This is a genomic window from Cobetia sp. PDI-23MA, assembly GCF_059507735.1.
This window is the reverse complement of sequence record NZ_CM183352.1, coordinates 2,575,799-2,596,073: the sequence shown is the minus strand read 5'-3', so window position 1 is coordinate 2,596,073 and position 20,275 is coordinate 2,575,799. Positions and strand designations below refer to the sequence as shown.

General features: G+C 64.3%; 17 protein-coding genes. 8 read left to right on the top strand and 9 right to left on the bottom strand.

What is annotated here, in order from left to right; all coding sequences use genetic code 11:
* Positions 1-90 precede the first annotated feature (90 nt).
* Together AC5WNJ_RS10970 and AC5WNJ_RS10965 are read left to right on the top strand one after the other, a co-directional pair.
* A complete protein-coding gene (locus tag AC5WNJ_RS10970; RefSeq protein ID WP_253060956.1) occupies positions 91-366 on the top strand; it encodes a YeaC family protein in 276 nt (91 codons plus the stop codon).
* A 29-nt stretch (positions 367-395) separates the two neighbouring features.
* Complete coding sequence (locus AC5WNJ_RS10965) at positions 396-1,301, top strand: DUF2797 domain-containing protein (protein WP_373456549.1); 906 nt, start codon at positions 396-398, stop codon at positions 1,299-1,301.
* A 172-nt stretch (positions 1,302-1,473) separates the two neighbouring features.
* On the opposite strand, the gene AC5WNJ_RS10960 is transcribed toward AC5WNJ_RS10965, so the two are convergent.
* Positions 1,474-3,069 (bottom strand): RimK family ATP-grasp domain-containing protein, encoded by a 1,596-nt coding sequence (locus AC5WNJ_RS10960; RefSeq protein WP_495929681.1) that lies wholly within the window; start codon positions 3,067-3,069, stop codon positions 1,474-1,476.
* 168 nt (positions 3,070-3,237) lie between these two features.
* Between AC5WNJ_RS10960 and AC5WNJ_RS10955 the strand changes: the two genes are divergently transcribed.
* The 6 genes from AC5WNJ_RS10955 to pepN all read left to right on the top strand — a co-directional run bounded on the left by AC5WNJ_RS10955 (position 3,238) and on the right by pepN (position 10,386).
* Positions 3,238-3,879, top strand: a complete 642-nt coding sequence (locus tag AC5WNJ_RS10955) for a GNAT family N-acetyltransferase (protein ID WP_495929680.1) — start codon at positions 3,238-3,240, stop codon at positions 3,877-3,879.
* A gap of 78 nt (positions 3,880-3,957) precedes the next feature.
* A complete protein-coding gene (locus AC5WNJ_RS10950) occupies positions 3,958-4,446 on the top strand; it encodes a YajQ family cyclic di-GMP-binding protein (RefSeq protein WP_253060953.1) in 489 nt (162 codons plus the stop codon).
* 301 nt (positions 4,447-4,747) lie between these two features.
* Positions 4,748-5,590, top strand: coding sequence for a CvfB family protein (locus AC5WNJ_RS10945; RefSeq protein WP_495929679.1), 843 nt, complete (start codon positions 4,748-4,750; stop codon positions 5,588-5,590).
* A gap of 159 nt (positions 5,591-5,749) precedes the next feature.
* Positions 5,750-6,961 (top strand): glycerate kinase, encoded by a 1,212-nt coding sequence (locus AC5WNJ_RS10940; protein ID WP_495929678.1) that lies wholly within the window; start codon positions 5,750-5,752, stop codon positions 6,959-6,961.
* Positions 6,962-7,209: 248 nt separating this feature from the next.
* A complete protein-coding gene (locus tag AC5WNJ_RS10935) occupies positions 7,210-7,635 on the top strand; it encodes a YbaN family protein (RefSeq protein WP_225996323.1) in 426 nt (141 codons plus the stop codon).
* A 99-nt stretch (positions 7,636-7,734) separates the two neighbouring features.
* Positions 7,735-10,386 (top strand): aminopeptidase N, encoded by a 2,652-nt coding sequence (pepN, locus tag AC5WNJ_RS10930; RefSeq protein ID WP_495929677.1) that lies wholly within the window; start codon positions 7,735-7,737, stop codon positions 10,384-10,386.
* A 201-nt stretch (positions 10,387-10,587) separates the two neighbouring features.
* On the opposite strand, the gene AC5WNJ_RS10925 is transcribed toward pepN, so the two are convergent.
* The 8 genes from AC5WNJ_RS10925 to rsxB form a co-directional block, all read right to left on the bottom strand.
* A complete protein-coding gene (locus AC5WNJ_RS10925; protein WP_175089424.1) occupies positions 10,588-10,875 on the bottom strand; it encodes a hypothetical protein in 288 nt (95 codons plus the stop codon).
* Positions 10,876-10,936: 61 nt separating this feature from the next.
* On the bottom strand, positions 10,937-13,144 hold the full coding sequence (locus AC5WNJ_RS10920; protein ID WP_495929676.1) for a putative bifunctional diguanylate cyclase/phosphodiesterase: 2,208 nt from the start codon (positions 13,142-13,144) through the stop codon (positions 10,937-10,939).
* 231 nt (positions 13,145-13,375) lie between these two features.
* Positions 13,376-14,011, bottom strand: coding sequence for an endonuclease III (gene nth / locus AC5WNJ_RS10915; protein WP_495929675.1), 636 nt, complete (start codon positions 14,009-14,011; stop codon positions 13,376-13,378).
* Positions 14,012-14,098: 87 nt separating this feature from the next.
* A complete protein-coding gene (locus AC5WNJ_RS10910) occupies positions 14,099-14,809 on the bottom strand; it encodes an electron transport complex subunit E (protein ID WP_495929674.1) in 711 nt (236 codons plus the stop codon).
* Positions 14,802-15,581, bottom strand: a complete 780-nt coding sequence (gene rsxG / locus AC5WNJ_RS10905) for an electron transport complex subunit RsxG (protein WP_495929673.1) — start codon at positions 15,579-15,581, stop codon at positions 14,802-14,804. The genes AC5WNJ_RS10910 and rsxG overlap by 8 nt, the downstream gene beginning before the upstream one ends.
* A complete protein-coding gene (gene rsxD, locus AC5WNJ_RS10900) occupies positions 15,578-16,618 on the bottom strand; it encodes an electron transport complex subunit RsxD (protein ID WP_495929672.1) in 1,041 nt (346 codons plus the stop codon). The genes rsxG and rsxD overlap by 4 nt, the downstream gene beginning before the upstream one ends.
* A gap of 91 nt (positions 16,619-16,709) precedes the next feature.
* Complete coding sequence (rsxC, locus tag AC5WNJ_RS10895; protein ID WP_495929671.1) at positions 16,710-19,637, bottom strand: electron transport complex subunit RsxC; 2,928 nt, start codon at positions 19,635-19,637, stop codon at positions 16,710-16,712.
* On the bottom strand, positions 19,637-20,275 hold the full coding sequence (rsxB, locus tag AC5WNJ_RS10890) for an electron transport complex subunit RsxB (RefSeq protein ID WP_253060940.1): 639 nt from the start codon (positions 20,273-20,275) through the stop codon (positions 19,637-19,639). The genes rsxC and rsxB overlap by 1 nt, the downstream gene beginning before the upstream one ends.

Sequence of the window (20,275 nt, the reverse complement as noted above, 5' to 3'; positions counted from 1 at the left end):
CTGACGATGGTAGAATGTGCACATTCCCCACGTCGGGTCCGGCATTTGAAAGCCCTGGATCCGCGTGCCTCAGTCTCAGGAGACCCCATCATGAGTGACATGACCTTCGACGGTATGGTCGAGCAGATGACGCCAGCCATCTACGAGAGCCTCAAGCAGTCCATGCAGCTGCGCAAATGGCCGGATGGCCGCGTGCTGACCCAGGAGCAGGTCGAGCTGTGCATGGAGGCCGTCATCAAGTACGAAGCGCACAACAACGTGCCTGCCGAATCGCGGGTCGGCTTCATCGACAACGGTACCTGTGGGCCGCGTGATGGCGATGGCACTGCAAGCGATGAGCCGGAGCAGATCAAGTGGGTCAACTGACACTGGATGATGCACTGACCACCAAAGCGATGCTTCCCGAGGTACCGGCCGTAACCCTGAGCGGCAACCTCCGCAAGATGTCCATCGTGCCCGCCGGCGAGGTGCCGACGATCGATACTGCGCCTGACACGCTGTCGGTCACGCGGGAGCCGTTGGCGGCCAGCTATGGCCTGCGTCTGGGCGAGACTACCCAGCCGCTGAATGCCTATATCGGCCACAAGGTGCGCCTGAGTTTCTCCGGTCAGATCCACTGCAGCCATTGCGGTCGCAAGACCAAGAAGAGCTTCGCGCAGGGGCATTGCTATCCCTGCTTTCGCAAGCTGCCGCAGTGCGATGGCTGCATCATGAAGCCGGAGACCTGCCACTACGCCGAAGGCACCTGCCGTGATCCGCAGTGGGGCGAGGAGCATTGCTTCCAGCCGCATATCGTCTATCTGGCCAATTCCTCCGGCCTCAAGGTCGGCATCACGCGCAAGACCCAGATGCCGACACGCTGGTTCGATCAGGGCGCCATCCAGGCGCTGCCCATCGTCGAGGTGTCCAATCGCCTGCAATCAGGGCTGGTCGAGGTGCTGTTCAAGCAGGCGCTCAACGACCGCACCAACTGGCGCGCGATGCTCAAGGGCGATGTGGCCGAGCTGGATCTGGAAGCGGAACGTGATGCGCTGCTCGAGCAGATGTCGGAGGGCCTGGCGGCCCTTCAGGCGCATTGCGGCGAGGGTGCCATCCGGGTGCTGGACACCACGGCGCTGGCCTTCGAGTTTCCGGTGCGCAGCGCGCCGACCAAGGTCACCTCGTTCAATTTCGACAAGACGCCAGTGGTGGAAGGCGTGCTCGAAGGCCTCAAGGGGCAGTATCTGATTCTCGACAGCGGCGTGATCAACCTGCGCAAGTTCACCGGCTACGAGATCGAGGCCCAGCTCGGCGAGCAATGAGCCGCGGCTGAGCCATAGCCAAGAGCACAGCACCGCACACACGACAGCGCCCACGCTCCTTCACGGAGGGTGGGCGCTGTCGTTTCTGTGCCTCTGGTTTCTGGTTTCTGGTTTCTGGTTTCTGGTTTCTGGTTTCTCGCTTCTTGCTAGAGGCTTGCAGACTCGGGGGGTGTCACCCCAGCACGGGCTGGCGGCGCGCCTGCATGCGTGCCAGAAAGACCTGCATCACGCGCCGGTAGAGCTCGCGTCCCAGCACCACATCCTCGACGCCGGCATCCAGATTCGGATTGTCGTTGACCTCGATGACCACCACGCGGTCCTCCAGCTGTTTCAAGTCGACGCCATAGAGGCCATCGCCGATCAGGCGGGTCGCCTTCAGGGCCGCCTTGATCACGGCCGCTGGCACCTCGCTCGGGTCGACTGTCGCGAAGCCGCCGGAGCGGGTACGCGCGCCGCTGTGGTCGTAGATCTGCCAATGGCCGCGCGCCATGTAGTAACGGCTGGCGAACAGCAGCTTGCCGTCGAGCACGCCGATGCGCCAGTCAAACTCGGTCGGTAGCCACTCCTGCAACAGCAGCAGGGCGGAATCCTGGAACAGCCGCTCGGCTTCGCGCACCAGTGTCTCGGGGCCATCGATCTTGACGATGCCGCGGGAGAAAGCGCCATCCGGTACCTTCATCACCAGCGGGTAGCGCATGTGCTGACCGCGCTCGGCCAGCTGGCGCAGTTCGCCCCGATGGATCAGGCGACCCTGTGGGGCACTCAGACCACGTGCCTTGAGAAGCTCATGCAGGAAGACCTTGTTGGTGCAGCGCAGGATCGACTGGCTGTCATCGATCACCACCAGCCCTTCGTGCTCGGCACGCTTGGCCATGCGATAGGTGTGGTGATCCAGACTGGTCGTCTCGCGGATGAACAGTCCATCGAACTCGGCCAGGCGGCCCTCGTCGCGCCGGGTGATCAGGCTGACATCGATGCCCAGGCGCCGTCCTTCGCGGATGAAATGCTTGAGCGCGGTGCGGTTCGACGGCGGCAGCGCCTCGTCCGGGTCGACCAGCATGGCGAGATCGAAGCGATAATGGCGGCGGGCCTTGGGCGTGCGCCACACCTTGCGCGAATGGCGATTGAGCGCCTGAGCGAAGCGGTCTTCATCCGCCGTTGCCAGGTGGCTCAGGGATTGCGGGCGCACCCGCTTGAGCACCCAATGATCGCTTCGGCCTTCAAGACGCACCTCCAGCAGCGGGCAGGGCAGACGCTCGAACAGCTTGCGTGCGAGGCGTGCAAGCGCGGGGTCTGCGCTCTCGCCGAAGGTCAGCAGCAGGTCGAGTCGTGGCGGCTTGCCAGCCCCATGCGTCATGCCTTGCGGGGCGGGCAGGGCGCCCTTGCGTGTCAGCTCCTCGAGCAGCACGCGGATGCCGCCCAGCTCCATGTCGATCAGCGACTTGCGTGACAGCTGATTGAGGGTCTCCACCGACGGCAGCGCCTTCTGGCCACGCGCCTGGGCCAGCAACGAGACGTAATAGCCGATGCCCAGGTAATCCAGCCCGCCGCACAGATTGATGACGTGGGTGGCGGGCTGCGGCGCATCGTCGGCGCGCTGGGCTGGCGCATCGCTTGAGAGTTCGGAAAGAAAGTCATGGGCGCTGATGACATCATCACTGGGATAGAAGGCGCGCCAGTCAGACACACGGTCAACCACGATACGCAGGCGGGACATTGCGAAGCCTCGCAAGGCGGGCACCGAAGTGGTGCCGAATGCGCGCATCATGAGAAACAATCCCCGTCATCGCAATAGGCTGGAAAGTGAAATAATTTCATGCAAAGAGACCAAGACAAGACGCGCCTGCATGCCCAGAATGCAGCGCATTGCTACCGCCCCGCGACACGCTGAACATCAAGCAGCGTCAGGGCGCTGACAGGCGGGAGAGCCTGCACCATGACCCCCATTCTACGCCCGGCCATCCGGGCCGATCTCGACGCTCTGGTAGAGCTCGAGGAAGTCAGTTTCGACAGCGACTGGTTCAGTCGTCGTCAGCTGTCCCACCTGATTCTGCGTGCCCATGCCCGTACCCTGGTGATCATCCAGCCCGATGACGATGTCATCCCGTCCACAGCGGCGGTGGACGATGTCATGGCCCCGCTATGGCCAGACGGTAGCGTCGAGCGTGATGACGCCACGCCGCTGCGCAGTGTGCTCGGCTACGGCACCGTGCTGTTTCGGCGCAATTCACGCCGGGCGCGACTCTACTCCTTCTGCCTGCATCCGGAATCGCGTGGCCGCGGCCTTGCCCAGCGCATGCTGACATCGCTTGAGCAGCTGGCCATCGCCCAGGGCTGTACGCAGTTCGATCTTGAGGTGCATACCGGCAATGGCGCGGCGATCGCGCTCTACGAGCGACACGGCTTCGAGAAGTGTGGTCGCCTGCGCGATTACTATGCCGATGGGGCGGCCGCCTGGAAGATGCGCAAGGCACTGACGCTGGATTCGCCGACGCCAGTGGCTCAAAAACTCGCGGCCGGTGATGCCGGTGAAGCGCACCCGGGGTCGCCCTCGACGGTGAATGCCGGCGCCGCCTGAGCCGGGGGCATGGCGCGCGTGGCCCCCATGGGCTAGGATGCGCTGTTTATTCTTCATGGCTTCAAAGGAATCGCTCCCATGCCGTCATTCGATATTGTCTCCGAACTCGACAAGCACGAAGTTCAGAATGCCGTCGATCAGGCCAATCGCGAACTCGCGACGCGCTTTGATTTCAAGGGCGTGACTGCCAGCTTCGAACTCGAGAAGGAAGAGAACGTCAATCTGGAAGCCGATGCCGATTTCCAGTTGCGTCAGATGGTCGAACTGCTCAAGGGCCGTCTGATCGCGCGTGGCATCGACGTGCGCTGCCTGGAAGAGAAGGATGCCGAAACCGCTGGTGTGCGTGCCCGTCAGCAGCTGGTGCTGCGTCAGGGGCTGGACCAGCCGACCGCCAAGAAGATCGTCAAGGCGCTCAAGGATGCCAAGCTCAAGGTCCAGGCGCAGATCCAGGGCGAGAAGGTCCGCGTCACCGGCAAGAAGCGTGACGACCTGCAGGGCGCCATGGCACTGCTCAAGGGCGATGAGAGTATCGATCTGCCGCTGCAGTTCAACAACTTCCGCGACTGATCCAGCGCGCAAGTGACTGGCGGTCGCCATTATCAGCACCGTTCGCTATCGGCGTGCGGTGCTGTATTCGTTTGACTCGCTGATTTGCGCTGTCGTGAGAGTCACTGACTCGCATGTTTTCTGGATCAACGGATTCGCTTTGAAAGCGTCATGTCTCGTCGCTGGGGCTACGCTTGTCCAGCCCGGTGCATCACTCGAGACGACCGGACGCGTCGCTTTCAAAGCGTTTCACCCTATTCGTACGTGATATCTGCGCCATGCGGGCCGCTACGGCACCCGCCAACGCGCAAAGAGAGGTTATATGTCTGCTCCGCTCGCTATCGGCCAGCGCAACACCCTGACGATCACCAAGCGGGTCGGCTTCGGCGTCTTCCTTGATGGTGGAGATCGCGGGGAAATCCTGCTGCCGACACCTTTCATTCCGGCGGGGGCCGACATTGGTGACGAAGTCGACGTCTTTGTCAGTCTGGATGATGAAGACCGTCTGCTGGCCACTACGCGTTATCCGCGCGCCATGGTCGGCGAATTCGCCGCGCTCAAGGTGGTCGAGGTCAATGATATCGGCACCTTCCTCGACAATGGCCTGGGCAAGGATCTGCTGCTGCCCTACGGCGAGCGCAAGCGTGAGCTCAAGGCCGGCCAGTTCGCCATGGTGCACGTCGGTCTCGACAAGCACAGTGACCGGATGGTCGCCTCGATGCGACTGGATCGATGGCTCGACAAGACCCCGGCCACCTACGCGGTGGGGCAGGAGGTCTCCGGTCTCGTCGCTGCCCGCACCGACCTGGGCATGAAGATCATCATCGACAACGCCCATTGGGGCCTGGTGCACCACGACCGTATCTTCACGCGTCTGCGCATCGGCAACCGTCTGCGTCTGTGGGTGTTGAAGAATGACGGCAAGGGCAATGTCGATCTCACGCCGCAGGCGCCGGGCCCGGCTGGCCATCAGCAGCTGGCGGACCGCATTCTGGCCGCGCTGGAAGCCAGTCAGGGCGTGCTGCCGCTGGGCGACAAGAGCGAGCCGGAAGCCATCAGCGAGGCCTTCGGTGCCAGCAAGGCCAATTTCAAGCGTGCGCTCGGGCATCTCAAGCGCGAAGGCAAGGTCACGCTGGCGCCCACCGAGACGCGTCTGGTCAAGTAAGCACTACTGTCAGCCTGTACTGCCACTGCCACCCTCGGGAGACCCTGGGTGGCAGTTTGCGTTTCAGGGTCCCGCATGTCACCAATGACAGCGTATCATGGGAATATCTTGCACTGAGTCACCCCATTCGCTCCTTCAACTTCGACAAGGAATGTCTGCATGACTGTCTCCGCTGCTGCTGTCTCCGCTTCTTCTGGTTCCTCAAATTCTGCCGGTGCGCCGCGCTTGTTGATTGCTCCTGACAGCTTCAAGGAAGCGCTGGCAGCCAGTGATGCCGCCGAGGCCATGGCGCGTGGTGTTCGCCGGGTACTGCCCGAGGCACAGATCGACCTCTGCCCGCTGGGGGATGGCGGTGAGGGCACGCTGGCGGCGTTGTTGGCGGCGGCCAGTGAAGCAGACCCCATCGAGGCGCGCAGCGCTCAGGTGCGTGATCCGCTCGGGCGCGACGTCACCGCCCAGTGGGGCTGGCAGCCGGGTAGCCGCACGGCCATCGTCGAGCTGGCCGAGGCCAGTGGTCTGCATCTGGTCAGCCCTGAAGAGCGCGACGCGCGTGTCGCCGACACGCATGGCGTAGGCGAGCTGATCCTGGCGGCGCTGGACGCCGGTGCCGAGCGGCTGATCGTCACGCTGGGCGGCAGTGCCACCAACGATGGCGGCAGCGGCATGCTGCGCGCGCTCGGGCTGCGTCTGCTCGACGCTGATGGCAATGAGCTGCCCGCAGGCGGCGCGGCCCTCGCGCGTCTGGCGAGTCTGGACGTCAGTGCGCTGGACCCACGCCTGGCCGATCTCAGGGTGTCTGCCGCAGTCGACGTCGACAACCCCCTGTGTGGCCCGCGCGGCGCGAGCGCCGTGTTCGGCCCGCAGAAGGGTGCCGATGCCGCGGTGGTCGAGGAGCTGGATGCGGCACTGGCCCACTTCGCTCGCCTCAGCGCTGAAGTGCTGGGTGCGGATCAGCAACAGCTGGCCGGTGCAGGGGCCGCAGGCGGCATGGGCTTCGCGGTGGCGGCCTGGTTGCATGGTGAATTGCGCCCGGGCATCGAGCTGGTGATGGAGCGCCTCAAGGTGAGCGAGCGTCTGGTGGGCTGTGATCTGCTGATCACCGGGGAAGGCGGTCTGGATGGCCAGAGCCTGGGCGGCAAGACCCCCATCGGTGCGGCGCGAGCCGCGCGAGTCGCCGGGGTGCCCGCCATCGTGTTGGCGGGGCGACTGGCCGAGGGCTGGCAAGCCGCCCATGATGAGGGGGTCAGTGCCGTCTTCACGTTGTGTGACAGTGCCATGCCGCTTGAGCAGGCGCTGGCGCGCACCTCGGAGCTGCTGGCTGACCGCTGCGAGGCCATCATGCGTCTCTGGCAGTTGGCGCAGCCCGACTGACCGCAGCGCGGCTGACCGCCGCTAAGCCACGCCCGGCTCGACGGATTGCGGCGTCGAATCCGGCGCAGACAGCGGCCCACGGCCCCCGTGGCGGGGGGCGTGGCCTTTCGCGATATCGGCAAGCCCGTTACCATGCACGCAGTTGCTATCAGGCGGATAGTCAGAAAGTACTTTTCCCATGCACGACTTGGCGTTTGACTGATGGCAGGAAGCACAAGGTGTGTGACCGCAGGTGGTGAGGATTCGACATGATGATCTTTCGGCGCATGAAGCGTATCTGCTGGCTTGGCCTGGCCTGGTTGTTCTTCGGCATCGGCTTCGCTGGCATGTTTCTGCCGCTGCTGCCCACCACCGTCTTCATGCTGCTGGCGCTGGCCTGTGCCAGCCGAGGCTCACCGCGCTTTGCGCGCTATATCCGGGAACATCCCCAGATCGGGCCGACACTGGTGGCCTGGGAGCGCGAACGCGCCATTCCGCTGCGCGCCCGCATCATGGCGGTCAGCATGCTGGCCGTCTCGATGCTGATCATCCTGTTCACCGTGTCAGTGCTGGCCGTCAAGGTCTCGCTGCTGGTCTTCCTGTCGCTGCTGGCACTCTGGCTGGCCACGCGCCCGGAGCCCAAGGGCGAGGGGGCGAACCTTGCCGTCAGTGGCGAATCCCTTCCGCGCGAATGAGCGCTTCATCGCGGGCAGGTGAGGTGTCTGCTCCCTCGCTGTCCGCTGTCTTCCTGCCGTGAGGAGTCCTCTCCCGCGGCGCTGATTGCGGAGTCTTTGATGTCACAACCTGCAGCGATTCATCTTGCCGATTATCAGGCACCCGCCTGGCGTGTGCTGGACACCCGGCTGACGTTTGATCTGGCACCGTCCGCGACCCGTGTGACGACCGTGCTGACCCTTGAGGCCAATCCCGATGCCTCCGTGGGCAGTGACGCCACGCCGCCGCTGGTGCTCAATGGCGAGCATCTGACGCTTGAGTCCGTGCGTGTCGATGGGCGAGCGCTGGCCAGTGATGAATACAAGCTCGACGAGACACACATGACGCTGGCCGGCCTGCCGGCCAACTGTGAGCTCGAGACGGTGGTGGTGATCGACCCGGCCGCGAATACCGCGCTGGAAGGCCTCTACGTGTCCTCGGGCATGTTCTGCACCCAGTGCGAGGCCGAAGGCTTCCGTCGCATCACCTACTACCCGGACCGCCCGGACGTGATGTCGGTGTTCACCACCACCATCATCGCCGACAAGGACAGCTACCCGATCCTGCTCTCCAACGGCAATCCCATTGAGCGTGGCGAGCGCGAGGGCGGTCGTCACTTCGTCACCTGGCAGGACCCGCACCCCAAGCCGTGCTATCTGTTCGCGCTGGTGGCGGGTGACCTGGTCAAGCATGACGACAGCTTCACCACCATGAGTGGCCGTGAAGTCGCTCTGGAAATCTGGGTCGAGCCGGAAAATCTCGACAAGACCCAGCACGCCATGAACTCCCTCAAGGCCTCCATGAAGTGGGACGAGGAAGTCTACGGTCGTGAATATGACCTCGACATCTTCATGATCGTCGCGGTCAACGACTTCAACATGGGCGCGATGGAGAACAAGGGCCTCAACATCTTCAACAGCGCCTGCGTGCTGGCCAACCCCGATACCACCACCGACGCCGCCTTCCAGCGCGTCGAAGGGGTGGTCGCGCATGAATACTTCCACAACTGGTCGGGCAACCGTGTCACCTGCCGTGACTGGTTCCAGCTGTCCCTGAAGGAAGGCTTCACCGTCTATCGTGACCAGACCTTCTCCGCCGACATGAACTCGGCGCCGGTCAAGCGTATCGAAGACGTCGCCATGCTGCGTACCGCGCAGTTCGCCGAAGATGCCGGCCCCACCGCACACCCGGTGCGCCCGGCCTCCTATATCGAGATTTCCAACTTCTACACCCTGACCATCTACGAGAAGGGCTCCGAAGTGGTGCGCATGGTCGCCAATCTGCTCGGGGAAGAGGCCTTCCGCCGTGGCAGTGATCTCTACTTCGCGCGCAACGATGGCAGCGCCGCCACCATCGAGGACTTCATCAGCGCGATGAGCGAAGCCTCCGGCCGCGACTTCAGCCAGTTCATGCGCTGGTACTCCCAGGCCGGAACGCCGAACATCGCCGCCAGTGGCGCCTTCGATGCCCAGGCTGGCACCTATTCCCTCACGCTGCGTCAGTCCACGCCGCCCACGCCGGGGCAGGCGGAGAAGCTGCCGCTGGTGATTCCGGTGCGCATGGGGTTGGTCGGCGCCGATGGCAGCGATCTGACGCTGACCCTCGACGGCGAAGCGCTGGGCACGGAAACCGTACTGGAGCTGACCGAGGCCGAACAGACCTTCGTCTTCACCGGCCTTGCGGGCGATGCCGAGCCGGTGCCGTCGCTGCTGCGTGGCTTCTCGGCGCCGGTCAAGCTGGCCTTTGACTACAGCCGCGAGCAGCTGGCCTTCCTGATGCAGCACGACAGCGATGGCTTCAACCGCTGGGATGCCGGTCAGCGTCTGGCCATGGCAGCACTTGAAGACCTGATGGAGGCCTGGCAGCGTGGCGAGCACGAGGCCCAGCTGGATGAGCGCCTGCTGGCCGCCTATCGCTTCCTGCTCCAGAGCGAGGCTTCCGATCGTGCGGTGCTCGCCGAGATGCTGACGCTGCCCTCGGAGGCCTATATCGCCGAGCAGCAGAGTGTCGTCGATGTCGATGCCATCCACTGGGCGCGCAAGACCGCCAAGGCGCAGCTGGCCAGTGCACTGCGCGACGACTTCGTGGCGCTCTATCACGCCAATGCACAGCAGGGCGACTACGCGCCGACCTTCGAGCAGATGGCGCGTCGCAGCCTCAAGAATGCCGCGCTCAGCTATCTGATGAGCATCGAGGACGAGGAGGGCGTGCGTCTGGCCCAGGCCCAGCTGGCGGCGGCCCACAACATGACCGACGTGCGTGCCGCGCTGACGATGCTGGTGCACTCCTCACGCACCGATCTGGGTGACCCGGCGCTCAAGTCCTTCGCCGAGCGCTGGTCGCATGATCCGCTGGTGATGGACCAGTGGTTCTCGATCCAGGTCACGCGTCCGCAGGCCGATGTGCTGGACCGTGTGCGCTTCCTGATGGAGCATCCGGCCTTCTCGTTGACCAACCCCAACAAGGTGCGTGCCTTGATCGGCGCCTTCGCCGGCCAGAACCGCGTCAACTTCCACCGTCTCGATGGCGAAGGCTATCGTCTGCTGGCGGATGTGGTCATCGAGCTCAATCGCCTGAACCCGGAGATCGCGGCGCGCATCATCACGCCGCTGACGCGTTACAAGCGTTTCGATGCCAAGCGTCAGGACTTGATGAAGGCAGAGCTTGAGCGTATCCGTGGCGAGAAGCTCTCGAACAACCTGTATGAAGTCGTGGAGAAGGCACTGGCCTGATCCTCTGAGCTGACCCTTGAAGACAGGCGGCAGTCATCGCGCGCATGGTGATGACTGCCGCTGACATGAAAAGCCCCTGCCGATCGGCAGGGGCTTTTTCATGTCACGAGCCTGGCGCGAGTCCCGCCAGGGTATCGCCTTCACGGTCATCGCTTCCAAGGCGTCGCTTCTAGGGCGTCGCTTTCAGGGGCATTGCGCGCGTCAGGCAATCATCCAGCCCAGGAAGGTCAGGCCGATGAAGGTCATCAATAGTCCGCCGATGATGGAGCCTCTCAACAGCGACGTGATGCCCTTGAAGAGCAGATAGAGCCCCAGCGCCAATCCCAGCAGGCTGAACAGCGATGTGCCAAGTCCCAGCTCGCCGGTCAAGCCATTGAAGAATCCCGATAGGGCATCATCGAAGTTGGCGAAGAAACCGCTCAGGCCTTCGACGATGAAGCGAATGGCGGCACCAAGCTGAGTGCCGATCCAGTTGAAGAAGTCTTCCATAACGCATGATGTCCAGACAGAAAAGAGGCCCCAGTGTGCCATGAAAGACGCGGATGCGCTGTCATCCGAGCTGATACCTGGCGGTGAATGCCTCGATCGCCATCGGCTTGTCCATCAGGTAACCCTGCAGGGCATCGCAGCCCATCTCCAGCAACAGATCGCGCTGACTGGGGGTCTCGACGCCTTCCGCCACTACGCACATGCCCAACTCACGCCCCAGCTGCACCATGAAGTCCACCATGCGGCGGTTGATCTCGTCGTTCTCGAGATCATTGACGAAGCTGCGGTCGACCTTGAGCTCATCGAAGGGCAGGTGCTTGATGTAGGTCAGGGAGGAGAAGCCGGTGCCGAAATCATCCAGTGACAGACGCAGGCCCAGCGAGCGCAGTTCGTGCATGCGTGCCACCGTGGCAGGCATGTCGGTGGCGAAGACGTTTTCGGTCAGCTCCAGCTGCAGATATTGCGGGTCCAGCGTGTGCTGGCTGAGTGCCTTGGCGACATTGCCGACGTAGTGAGGGGAGTCCAGCTGCTTGACGCTGACATTGACCGACAGATAGAGCCTGGCGAAGGCGGTGCCTTTCTGCCAGTCCTCCAGCAGCTTGCAGGCCTGCTCCAGCACCCAGTCGCCGAGGCTGTCGATCAGCTGGCTCTTCTCGGCCAGCGGAATGAATTCATAGGGCGAGATATTGCCGAGCTTGGCGTGTCGCCAGCGCAACAGGCACTCGGCACCGACCAGCTTGAGCCCTCGATCGAATTGCGGCTGCAGTTCCAGGTACAGCTCTTCGGTCTCGATGGCGCTGCGCAGGTCATTTTCCAGCTGTATGGCGCGCTCAAGCTCCACACGCATGCTGGGGTCAAAGCGGACGGTCTGGTTGCGCCCGCCCTCCTTGGCGCGATACATCGCGATATCCGCACGCCGGATGAGCTCCTCCGCACTCAGATGGCGATCATGGAACATGATGCTGCCCAGGCTTGCCGAGCTGTGATGCTGCAGCGGCTGCGACTGTGGGCCCAAGAGCGAATACGGCTGGTTGAGTACCTGCTGCAGGCGCTCAAGCAGCTCATCCAGTTCGCGACAGGCAATCTGCGGATCGTGGCTCAGGGGCTGTACCAGGATGACGAATTCGTCCCCGCCGAAGCGCGCCACCAGGTCGCTGTCACGCACCGTGGAGCTCAGGCGATGGGCCACCTCGATCAACAGATGGTCGCCGGTGGTATGCCCCAGCAGGTCGTTGATCTTCTTGAAGTGGTCCAGATCGATGAAGATGAGCGCGCCGTGGGTGTCACGGGCGTCGGTGATGATGATGGCCTGCTGCAGGCTGTCGATCAGGGTGGCTCGGTTGGCCAGCTTGGTCAGCGAGTCGAAGCGACTGTGCTGGTGCAGCAGGGCCTCTGATTCGACGATACGCGTGATATCGGTGATCGAGCCGATCATGCGCAGCGGATTGCCTTCGCTGTCCCGCTCGGTGACATCGCCCTTGTCGATCACCCAGACGACGTCGCCACCGCGGGTCAGCATGCGGTGGCGGTGATAATAGGCCGTCTTGCCCGCCATGCAGTCCTGGATGGCGATCATCGCCTCGGGCTTGTCCTCGGGGTGCAGCAGGCTTGCGAATTCTTCCAGGCTGTTGCTGAGCTCGCTCTCCGGGATGCCCAGAATCTGTGACCAGCGGCGATTGTGCGTCACGGAACTGGTCAGGATGTTCCAGTCCCAGAAGCCTTCCAGCGAGGTGTCATAGATGTGGTCGATCTGGCGGGTCTTGCGCTCATGCTCACGGACTTCGGTGGTGATGTTGTGCGCCAGAACGGCGACCAGCGGCTGGCCGTGAATGTCATGGAAGGGCTGCTTGATGGAGCGGAAATGGTTGACCTCGCCGGTGGTGCCGTCGGTGGCATCCTCGAAGATCGTCTCGCGCTCGAACCTGCTGAGTACCTGCTCCACGCTGCGCCGAAAGAAGTGGCTCTGCTCGGTGTTGCCGGTGTAATGGCTGTCGTCGCGCCCGATGATGTCTTCGAGCGTAGTACCGTAGAAGTCGGTCAAGGTGCGATTGGCGAAGCGGAACAGCCCCTTGGCATCCTTGATGAACAGGATGTCGGGGTGGGTGTCGACCAGGGTGCGCAGCAGGTGGTTCTCGGCTTCCAGTGCCTCGAGACGTGACGACATCTCCTGCAGACGCGAGTGCAGGCAGCTGTCATCAGGCTGGCGGGAATCGTCGGAGCCTTCTGGGCGCGGAGGGCGGCGATCCCCGGCATCGGAAGGTGCGGTCATGGCAGGTTCCTGAGGCGACGGGCTGTGCTCTCAGTCTACGTTGCCGCTCGGTTGAATAGGTGGGGAGGCGGGGTTCATGCTCAATCAACGATCATGCATGCAGGCCACGCAGGCAGGCCACGCAGGATCGGGGCTTTCGCCAGGCGTCTAGTGATCAAGGCTCAGTCATCAAGGCCCAGTCATCAAGCCCCTGGTCATGAAGAAGTCATCAAACCCTCGTGCCGGGAGGCGTTACAGGTCGACCTTGTCCTTGTACTCACAGAGGTCCTCGATGATGCAGCTGCCGCAGCGCGGCTTGCGTGCCACGCAGGTGTAGCGGCCATGCAGGATCAGCCAGTGGTGGGCATCTACCAGGAACTCCTTGGGCACATGGCGCATCAGCTTGTGCTCGACCTCCAGCACGTTCTTGCCCGGGGCGATGCGCGTGCGGTTGGAGACGCGGAAGATGTGCGTGTCCACCGCCATGGTCGGCTGGCCGAAGGCGGTGTTGAGTACCACGTTGGCGGTCTTGCGGCCCACGCCGGGCAGCGCTTCCAGCGCCTCGCGAGTCTGCGGCACCTCACCCCCATGCCGCTCGATCAGCATGCGACAGGTCTTGATGACGTTCTCGGCCTTGGTGTTGAACAGGCCGATCGTCTTGATGTACTCCTTCAGGCCATCGACGCCGAGCGCGAGAATGCTCTCCGGCGTATTGGCGACCGGATACAGCTTCGCCGTGGCCTTGTTGACGCCCACATCCGTCGCCTGCGCCGACAGCAGTACCGCGATCAAAAGCTCGAAGGGCGTTGACCAGGCAAGCTCGGTGCGCGGCTCAGGATTCTCGTTGCGCAGGCGGGTGAAGATCTCGAGGCGTTTCTGGGCGTTCATGGTATCTCGGGGCTGCGGTAAGGGCTTGGGAGCGGGGACGTCGACTCGGACTGTCAACCAGTGGCTGACAGTCTGAGTGAGAGGGGCTCAGGAGATGGTGCCGGTCACGCGCACACGCCGCGATACCTTGGGCACATCGGCGTTGGCGGCCTTGCGGCGCTGCTCGAGGCGCTCATCGATGGTCTTCTTGCCCGCGATGATCAGCCCCATGCAGAAGAAGGCGCCCGGCGGCAGCACCAGGAACAGGAAGGAGTAGTTCGGGAACAGCGTCAGCTGCCAGTCGGCGGCCATCGGCCCGAGGAGCAGCTCCATGCCCGCAAACAGCGTGCCCTGGCCGAACAGTTCCCGCATCCCGCCCAGCAGCACCAGCACGGCCATGAAGCCCAGCCCCATCATCAGGCCATCGGTGGCGGCCGGCAGCACCGGATGCTTGGCGGCGAAGGCGTCGGCGCGTCCGAGAATCGCGCAGTTGGTGACGATCAGCGGAATGAAGATGCCAAGAATCTGATAGAGCTCGTAGGTGTAGGCCTTCATCAGAAGCTCCGCACAGGTCACGAAGGAGGCGATGATCATCACGAAGGCCGGCAGGCGCACTGCAGAAGGCACCAGATTGCGGATCAGCGATACCGCCACGTTGGAGCCGATCAACACCAGCAGCGTGGCAAGCCCCAGCCCGATGGCGTTGACGACGCTGGCGGTGACGGCCAGCAGAGGACACAGGCCCAGCAGCTGTACCAGTGCCGGGTTGTTGTCCCACAGGCCGTCGCGGCTGATCTTGCCAAGCGAGATATCACTCATGAGGGTCGTCTCCGCCGTGTTCAGAAGGCGCTGATGGCGTGAGCGTGCCATCAGCGGTGGGAGCTTGCGTACTCTGTTGGGCCTTGGCAGCGCGGCGGGTCGCGGTCAGCGTCTCGCTGTCGCCGGCCAGCAGCGCCGTGCGGTGCGCCATGAAGTAGATCAATGCCTGGCGAACGGCACCCACCACGGCGCGCGGGGTGATGGTCGCGCCGGTGAACTGGTCGAAATCACCGCCATCCTTCTGCACCTTCCACTCCACCGAGCTGAGCGTCTGGTCATCGAATTCGTGGATCCAGTCGGACTTGCGCGCTTCGATCTTGTCGCCCAGCCCCGGGGTCTCGGCGTGCTTGACGGCGCGTACACCGGCCACGCTGCCATCGGCACGGATACCGACCAGCAGGCGGATATCGCCGCTGTAACCCTTGCCGGTCACCACCGGCAGCAGCACCGCGACGGTCTCGCCATTCCTGGTGGCTCGCCAGCCGGTATCGGCGCTCTCCAGACCCAGCACCCGGGAGGGCGGCAGGGCGAAGGCCGCGTCGAGCAGGTCATTGTCGTGCAGCGACGGCGGGATGATCTCGGCCAACGCCGCGCTCTGGGCGGAACGCTCATTGTCGGCGATGGTCTCGGCGGTGGTCATCTGGGTGACGGCGACCACACCGGCGGTGACGACAGCGAAGACCGCCAGACCCAGCGCGGCCCGCGCGATGGTGTGCTTGAGGCTCTGCGCGGCCTGGGCTTGCTGTTCGGGCTGATCAGGCGTCAGGCTCATGCCTTGTCCTCCAGCTTGATGCCGCGACGGGCCTTCTTGTGACCATAGCTGCGTGGTTGGGTGTAGTAATCGATGAACGGCACGCTGAAGTTCATCAGCAGCACCGCGAAGGCGATGGCGTCTGGATAGGCGCCGAAGGTGCGAATCAGGTAGATCAGCACGCCGATGCCGACGCCGTAATAGAGCTTGCCCTTGTTGGAGGTCGCCGCCGTGACCGGGTCCGTGGCGATGAAGAAGGCGCCGAAGATCGCCGCACCGCACAGCAGGTGGAACAGGGGGCTGGCGTGCTGCTCGCCATCCACGAAGGCGAAGGTGGCGGAGATCACCGCCAGGCTGCCCAGCATCGCCACCGGGATATGCCAGGTGATCAGGCGACGCGCCAGCAGCACCAGGCCGCCGAGGCCCCAGGCGATGGCCGTCTGCTGCCAGGCCAGCAGGTTGGCGGCGGGCAGCAGGCTCGGGTCTGCCCAGAACTCGCTGCTGGAAAGCTCACCCTTGTTGCGGAAGGCGTCCAGTGGCGTGGCGCCGGTCAGGGCATCTGGCGTGGTGATCACGCCGAAGAACTGCCGCAGGCTGTCAGTGAAGCCGAGCACGAAGCCATCGGGGGATGACCAGCGCGACATCTCGACCGGGAAGGAGATCAGCAGCAGCGCATAGGCGACCATCGCCGGATTGAACGGATTCTGGCCCAGGCCACCGTAGAGCTGCTTGGCGACCACGATGGCCGCGATCACACCGGTCAGCACCAGCCACCAGGGCGCCAGCGGCGGCAACGACACCGCCAGCAGCACACAGGTCACAAGCGCGGAATTGTCCTTGAGAAAGAAGCTGACCGGACGGCCACGCAGCTTGAGCAGCAGCGCCTCGAGGGCGACACCCGCCAGACAGGCGAAGACGAGGTTGAACAGCACACCCCAGCCATAGTGCCAGCATAGCACGGCGATACCCGGCAGCGTCGCGGCCAACACCCAGGCCATCACGCGCGAGGTAGCGGTCGGCCCGTGGGCATGGGGGGAGCTTGCATGCATCAGGCTCATGAGACGGTCAGATCCTTGCGGTAAATGGGCAATGACACGAGGCGTGCTTCAGGATGAGTCGCCATTGGCGCGGTAATTGGGCTCAGGTCGTTCATTGGGCGTCCACCAGTGCCTGCACCTCGGCCAATGACTCGCGGGCGTGTTCCAGATTGCGGCGTGTGCGGTCGACCTTGGTCGCCAGGCGCTGACGGTTTTCGTCATCCGCCTCGCTCAATGCGGCCTCGGCCTTGCGGTGTGCCGCCTCGGCCGCCTTGACCGCGATGCTGACCTGCTTGTGACGCTTGGCGAGGTTCTCGGCGCGTGATGCCTCGATCTCTGCCTGAGAGAGCGTCACGTTGCTGGCCATGCTGCCGCGTCCCACAGAACCTGCGGCAGGCTTTGGCGCCTCGGGAATCAATTCGCCCGCGCTCTTGGCGGCAGGCGTCGCGTCAGTGCTGCCGGCTTGCGCGCTGTTGAGGCGCACCTCGGCGGCGCGCAGGTTTTCCTGGGCCGTGGCCAGCAGGGTCTGGAGGTCCTCGATATCGCCTTCGCCGCTCTCGCTGGCGCGGGCCAGGGCCTTTTCGGCCTTCTTGACTGCGATATTGGCCGCAGCGCGTGCTGTCTTGAGTGCCTTGAGGTCGGCTGCCGGGGCAGCCGCGCCCGTCGCGGAAGCGCCGGCCGGTGCAGGGGTAGCTGACTCGCTGGCCTCGCTGGCGGTCTTGAGATCGCCTTCAGCCTTGGCCAGTCGGGTCTTGGCCTCTGCCAGGCTGCTTTCGAGGGCCGGGATATCGCCTTCACCGCTGTCCTGGGCGGTCTTGAGGGCCTTCTCGGCCTTCTTGACCGCGATATTGGCGGCGGCCCGCGCCGTCTTGAGCGCCTTGAGGTCGGCTGTCGGGGCAGCCGCGCCTGTCGAGGAAGCGCCGGCCGGTGCAGGGGCCGCTGACTCGCTGGCAGCCTTGAGGTCGGCTTCAGCCTTGGCCAGTCGGGTCTTGGCCTCTACCAGGCTGCTCTCGAGGGCCGGGATATCGCCTTCACCGCTGTCCTGGGCGGTCTTGAGGGCCTTCTCGGCCTTCTTGACGGCGATATTGGCTGCGGCCCGCGCCGTCTTGAGTGCCTTGAGATCGACAGCCGATGCTGCGGCTGCCGGAGCAGCAGCGCCTGTCGAAGCGCCGGCGGTCGCAGGGGCAGCTGACTCGCTTGTCTCGCTGGCGGCCTTGAGAGAGCTCTCGGCGCTGGCGAGCTTGGTCTTGGCTGCGGTCACGTTGGCCTCGAGCTTGGCGATATCGCTCTCGGAGCTCTCACCGCCATCCTGGGCTGCCTTGAGGGCTTTTTCGGCCTTCTTGAGGGCAATGTTGGCCGCAGCGCGCGCCGTCTTGAAGGCCTTGATGTCGGTGGCCGGTGCCGGCTGGGCAGCAGCGGTCGCTGTGGAGGCCGAGGCCGTGTCTGCGGTGGTGCTGGCATCGGCGCGAGCGGCGGCGGACTTCTGGGCCGCTTGAGCGCGTTGCTGGCGCTTGGCTTCCTTCTCGGCTTCCTCGCGCGCCATGCGCGCCTGCTTGAATTCGAAGCGGTGACGAGCGCGTTCGGACTTGCGCGCCTCATGCTGGGCGCTGCGAATCTCGCCCTTGGCGAAGCGGTAATACTGCACCAGCGGAATCTGGCTGGGGCAGACATAGGAGCAGGCGCCGCATTCGATGCAGTCCGCCAGATTGTAGAGCTCGGCCTTGTCGAACTCGCGTGCCTTGGAGAACCAGTAGAGCTGCTGCGGCAACAGCTCGGCCGGGCAGGCCTGTTCGCACATGCCGCAACGGATGCACGGCTGCTCGGCCGCCGGTGTCGGCAGTGACTCGGGAGAGGAGGCCAGCAGGCAGTTGGTGGTCTTGATGATCGGCAGGGCGTCGCTCTCGAGCGTGAAGCCCATCATCGGCCCGCCCATCACCAGACGTGCGATGCCCGTCGGCGCCGGCGCCGCCAGACGCAGCAGGTCTGCGATGGAGGTGCCCAGGCGCGCCTCGACATTGTGCGGGTGCTGCAGCGCCTCACCGGTCAGGGTGACGACACGCGAGATCATCGGCTCGCCGAAGCACACCGCGCGCTGCACGGCGCGCACGGTGCCCGGGTTGTGCACCACCACGCCGACATCGGCGGGCAGGCCACGGCTGGGCACTTCGCGGTCCGTCAGCAGCTTGATCAGCTGCTTCTCGCCGCCCGAGGGATACTTGGTCGGTACCACCACGACTTCGAGGCGTGAGTCCAGCGGCGGCAGGCGCTTGTCGGCGCGGCGGGCGCGAATCGCCTGCTCCAGCGCGATGACGGCCTCGGGCTTGTTGTCCTCGATGCCGATCAGGATACATTCGGGGCCGATCAGGCTGGCGAGAATCTCGAGCCCTTCGATCAGCGCTTCCGGATGCGTGCGCATGGTCAGGTCATCGGCGGTGATGTAGGGCTCGCACTCTGCCGCATTGAGGATCAGGGTGTCGATGGCGTGGCGTTCACGTACCCGCGCCTTGACCGCCGAGGGGAAGCCGGCGCCGCCCTGGCCGACCACGCCGGCATCCTGCAGGCGCTGGATCAGGTCCTGGGCTTCCTGCTGACGCCAGTCGCGCCAGGCTTCCAGGCGCGCCCATTCGTCGATCTCACCCTCGCGCTCGATCACGATGCACAGGTCTTCCAGACCCGAGACATGGGGAATCTGGCGCGGCTCGATGGCGGTGACCACGCCGGTGATGCTGGCATGCACCGGGGCGGAGATCATGCTCTGGGCGCGGGCGATCAGCTCGCCGGTCTTGACGCGCTGGCCGATCTCCACCAGCGGCTGGGCGGGCGCGCCGATATGCTGGCTGAGCGGCAGTACCACCTCACGGGGCAGCGGGGCGGCCACCAGCGGGGCGCGGTTGGAGAGCGCCTTGTGCTCCGGCGGATGGATACCGCCGTGGAAGTCGAACACGCGCGGCGCGACCTGACCCTTCTGTGTGTGTTCCGCCTCCGCCGTGGCAGCAGAACCTGAGGAAGTCACCATGGACTTGAGTAACGACAGAACCATCAGGCGACATTCCTTGCAGATGTGGCAGTAGAGTCGGCGGCATCGGTCACGATCAGGTTGCCGCTGAAGCGGGCATTGTCGCGGGTCGGGCCCGCCGGTTGCGGCCAGTGCCAGCTGCGCACGTCAGTGGCGACCGGCACCATGTCGATGCAATCGACCGGGCAGGGTTCGACACACAGGTCGCAGCCGGTGCATTCGTCGGCGATCACGGTGTGCATGTGCTTGGCAGCACCGAGAATGGCATCGACAGGGCAGGCCTGGATGCACTTGGTGCAACCGATGCATTCGTCCTCGCGAATCACTGCCACCTTGGGGGTGTTGTCGGTATCGCCATCCAGCGGCGTGGCCTCGCGGCCCAGCAGGTCGGCCAGCGAGGCGATGGTGCTTTCGCCGCCCGGCGGGCACTTGTTGATCTCGTCGCCTTCGGCGATGGCCTGGGCGTAGGGCTTGCAGCCCGGATAGCCACACTGGCCGCACTGGGTCTGCGGCAGCAGCTGGTCGATCTGCTCGACGATGGGGTCGCCCTCGACCTTGAAGGCCACGGCGGCAAAGCCGAGCAGGCCCCCGAAGACGACGGCCATGGCCACCAGTGCGACGATGGCGGAGATCAGCGTATGGTCGTTGAAGAATTCGAGCAT